A 3,257-nucleotide genomic window follows, 5' to 3' on the forward strand; every position below is an offset into this window, starting at 1 on the left:
CACGGCTGATGACCCATCACCCCGCTTCTCGAACACCAGGGTCACAGGCCCCTTACCTGACTGGATCGTGTTCGTCAGCGCATACCCGCGCCCAGCGGCACCCTCGATGATCTCCCCCCGGACATCCTCTTCCACCATCGTCAGCGTGTGAGTCACCACCGGTCGGCCATCGAATCGCTCATCCAGCCATGGCCCCAACTCGTCGCGGAGCTTCGCCGCCTTCTTGCTCGTAGACAAGAACAGGCCGAACCCAAGCCACGCCCCGACGATGGGCAGCACGAGCGCACCCAGGATGCCCACAAGGACTAGGACAATCAGGACTTCCATGAGGAACCTCCAGAAGTGATGGGGCCGGCAGGCCCGATATGAGAGTGAAGTTGGTCGAGCAGCACGGGGACAGTGACCCCCAGGGACTCCGCGGCATCCCAGAGGGTGGGTTCGGAGCGGAGCGCACCGTGGACATCGCAGCCCCGGAGTAGCAGGTTGGCGGTGTGCCGACGCACCCAGGATTCCACCTTCGGGGGCTGATGGCCGGTGTGCCCAGCCCACACGTGCACGAGCTCGTGACCGATGGTGCACCGGCGTTCCACGAGGGTGAGTCTGCGGTCGACCCACACTTGGTGGCCGTCGGTGCAGCCGGCGAGCTGGCCGGGCAGGGTCACGGTGTGAACGGGGACGCCTGCCCGGTGGGCGGTGTCTTCGGGGTCCCACGCGTGCATGCCGGTCATGGTCCGAGATGGCCCGGACACGGTAGCGGTCAGGACTGGTCCTCTTCGCCGGCGGCGTCGGCTTGTTCGGCGAGGTGGCGTCCGTGGCCGGAGCGGTCGAGGTCGGCGGCGAGGGCGTAGGCGTCGAGGGGTGGGGTCGCCGTGGTGTCGCTGGTTTGGAGTTGATCGAGGCGGGCGGCGCGGGTCTGTAGCCGGTTGGTGAGTTCCCAGATCAGGTCGGCGTCGGAGACGGTCGCGAGCGGGGTGGCTGGGGTGGTCCCTTGGATCTGGTCGAGGGTCACGGATGCGGGGTCGTGGTGGTTGAGGACGTCGGTGAGGGACCCGGAGATGAGGCCGAGGGCGTTTTCCAGTTTGGTGAGGCTGGCGCGGCGGGGTGGGAAGGCGGCGTTCTCGACGTTGTGGATGGTCTTGTTGCCCATGTTGGCGCGTGTGGCGAGTTCGGCCTGGGACCACTGGAGGTTGGTGCGGGCTTGGACGATGAGGCGGGCGACTGCTTGGCGGCCGGCGTCTGGGGTGGTGTTCATGGTGGGAGCGTCCTTGGGTTGGGGTTGTAACCGCAAGGTGGGTTGGGTCGGTTACAGGGGTCAAGTCTGACGCAACACAGGCGTGTAGTTACACCGCGTTTTTGGCTTGTTACTGCGGAAAACACCCCTAGTTACATGCTGTTACAAGGAAACGGGTTGACACGGTTACACCCTGTTGCCTACCGTTGCTGGCATGAGCACGCAACCGACGGCAACACGCCGCAACCTCACCCCCGACGAGATCGACCTCGTCGTGGGCCGCCGCATCCAGGCGCTCATCGACGCCACCAACACCGGCACCCACGACTTCCAGCACATCACCCAGGGCCGCATCGCTGACGCCCTCGGCGTCTCCCGCCCCTACATCTCCCAGATCGTGAACGGCAAGCGGCCCCTGCTCCGCGAGTACCTGAACCCCCTCGCGAAGTTCCTCCGCGTCCACCCCCACGCGATCGCCCACCCGGACGAACTGCCCGAGCGCACCGTTCGCCGCACCACGGGGGTGGCAGCATGACCCGCCCCGCCGTCCTCGAAACCGACCCGGCCGTGTGGCGGGCCGAAGCCCTCGACTACATCGAGGCCCGCGTCCGCGCCGGCCACCAGGTCACCGCCGACGACCTCCGCCGTGACCTGCCCGAACCGCCGCACCCCAACGCTGTGGGGCAGGTGTTCCGCACCCTGGCCGACCGCCAGGTCATCGAGAAGGCCGCGTTCGGCGCGTCCACCTGCCGCTCCCGCCGCGGCGGACCCCGGTACGCGTGGCGGCTCCACGAGTCCCAGCGTCCCCGCCGGTTCAAGGCAGGCGAGAACCTGGCCCGCCTGATGTCCCCGCACCGTCTCAGGGGGGCCGTCTGATGCCGACCCGCCTGCTGACCGTCCGCGAAGCCGCGGCCCTGCTGGCCGAGCACCCCGACACCACCCGCCAGCGCCTCCGTGAGGGGCAGCTGCGGGGCGTGAAGAAGAGCAACGGGCCGCGTGCCCGCTGGCACGTCACCGAGGCGGCCGTGGCCGCGTTCATCGCTAGGAGCACCCGATGACTGCCTGCGCTCACGCCCCCGCAGTGGACGACTTCTGCCTGAACGACGCCGTGGACGGCATCGAGTTCTGTCCCGCGCATGTCCCGGACGACTACGACCCCGACTTCCTTCCCGACTTCATGGAGTCCCGATGAACACCTGGTACACCCCCGCCCCGGGCACCACCTCGCACCGGGTCCGGTCCACGGTCCGGGCCCTCGTCTGGGGTATGCCCGCCGTCGTCCTGCTTGTCCTGGCCGACCCGGCCGTCCGGGCCACCCTCGGCCTCTAACCCCCCACCCCCACCCCACGCGAGAGAGAACCACCATGAGCCCCCACAAGCACCCCACCATCCGCCCCAACGGCCACCCCGTCGACAACCCGCCCGCCCCCGGCACCCCCGAATGGGCGCACCTCATCACCGCCTCGAAGATCCCCGCGATCCTCGGCCTGTCCACCTGGGACTCCCCCTACTCGCTGTGGTGCAAGGCCACCGGACGCATCGACGCCGGCGGCCAGGAGTCCTCCGCCGCGATGCGTGGCACCGCCCTGGAATCCGCGCTACTCACCTGGCTGGGCAGCATCCTGGACGACTCCCGTGTCCGCCCCGGCCGCACCTACGCCTCGAACACCCACCCGGCCTGGCAGGCCACCCCGGACGGCCTCGTGTTCGAAGGCCGCCGCCGCACCCCCTACGCCCTGGTCGAGTGCAAGACCGCCGCCCGCGCCGACGAGTGGGGCAAGACCACCCTGGAGGCCCCGACCGCGGAGATCCCGCCCGCCTACCTGGCCCAGGTGGCCTGGCAGATGTACGTCACCGGCGCGGACCTGGTGTACGTGCCCGCCCTGGTCGTGATGGACCTGCGCCTGTACGTGGTTCGTCGCGCTGATGTGGAAGCGCCCTGCCCGGGATCATCGACGCCGCCACCCGGTTCGAGGCCTGGTCGCCACGGACACCGCCCCCGACTGGGACGGGGCGACGGCAACTT

General features: G+C 69.2%; 6 protein-coding genes. 4 read left to right on the forward strand and 2 right to left on the reverse strand.

Annotated features, from left to right (window positions below; all coding sequences use genetic code 11):
* Both UN64_RS19660 and UN64_RS19665 read right to left on the reverse strand, forming a co-directional pair.
* A partial coding sequence (locus tag UN64_RS19660) for a type II secretion system protein (protein ID WP_139343230.1) occupies window positions 1-327 on the reverse strand: 327 nt, incomplete at its 3' end.
* Between the two features lie 430 nt (window positions 328-757).
* Window positions 758-1,252: a helix-turn-helix domain-containing protein gene (locus UN64_RS19665; RefSeq protein WP_077365921.1), complete on the reverse strand. Its 495-nt coding sequence runs from the start codon at window positions 1,250-1,252 to the stop codon at window positions 758-760.
* A 193-nt stretch (window positions 1,253-1,445) separates the two neighbouring features.
* On the opposite strand from UN64_RS19665, the gene UN64_RS19670 reads away from it, so the two are divergent.
* The 4 genes from UN64_RS19670 to UN64_RS20690 all read left to right on the forward strand — a co-directional run.
* Window positions 1,446-1,766 carry a helix-turn-helix domain-containing protein gene (locus UN64_RS19670; RefSeq protein ID WP_171978984.1) on the forward strand — a complete coding sequence of 107 codons (321 nt, stop codon included), beginning with the start codon at window positions 1,446-1,448 and terminating at the stop codon, window positions 1,764-1,766.
* Complete coding sequence (locus UN64_RS19675) at window positions 1,763-2,107, forward strand: hypothetical protein (RefSeq protein ID WP_077365925.1); 345 nt, start codon at window positions 1,763-1,765, stop codon at window positions 2,105-2,107. The genes UN64_RS19670 and UN64_RS19675 overlap by 4 nt, the downstream gene beginning before the upstream one ends.
* Window positions 2,107-2,289, forward strand: coding sequence for a helix-turn-helix domain-containing protein (locus tag UN64_RS19680; RefSeq protein WP_077365927.1), 183 nt, complete (start codon window positions 2,107-2,109; stop codon window positions 2,287-2,289). The genes UN64_RS19675 and UN64_RS19680 overlap by 1 nt, the downstream gene beginning before the upstream one ends.
* Window positions 2,290-2,595: 306 nt before the next feature.
* The coding region (locus UN64_RS20690) for a YqaJ viral recombinase family protein (protein WP_171978985.1) at window positions 2,596-3,257 on the forward strand (662 nt) is incomplete at its 3' end.

The sequence above is a fragment of the Fictibacillus arsenicus genome, assembly GCF_001999465.1.
Classification (GTDB): domain Bacteria; phylum Bacillota; class Bacilli; order Bacillales; family Fictibacillaceae; genus Fictibacillus; species Fictibacillus arsenicus.

What these genes read in the sequence shown, in the direction of transcription:
- UN64_RS19665 (WP_077365921.1), bottom strand. Translation starts at nt 1,252, where the DNA reads ATGAACACCACCCCAGACGCCGGCCGCCAAGCAGTCGCCCGCCTCATC.
- UN64_RS19670 (WP_171978984.1), top strand. Translation starts at nt 1,446, where the DNA reads ATGAGCACGCAACCGACGGCAACACGCCGCAACCTCACCCCCGACGAG.
- UN64_RS19675 (WP_077365925.1), top strand. Translation starts at nt 1,763, where the DNA reads ATGACCCGCCCCGCCGTCCTCGAAACCGACCCGGCCGTGTGGCGGGCC.
- UN64_RS19680 (WP_077365927.1), top strand. Translation starts at nt 2,107, where the DNA reads ATGCCGACCCGCCTGCTGACCGTCCGCGAAGCCGCGGCCCTGCTGGCC.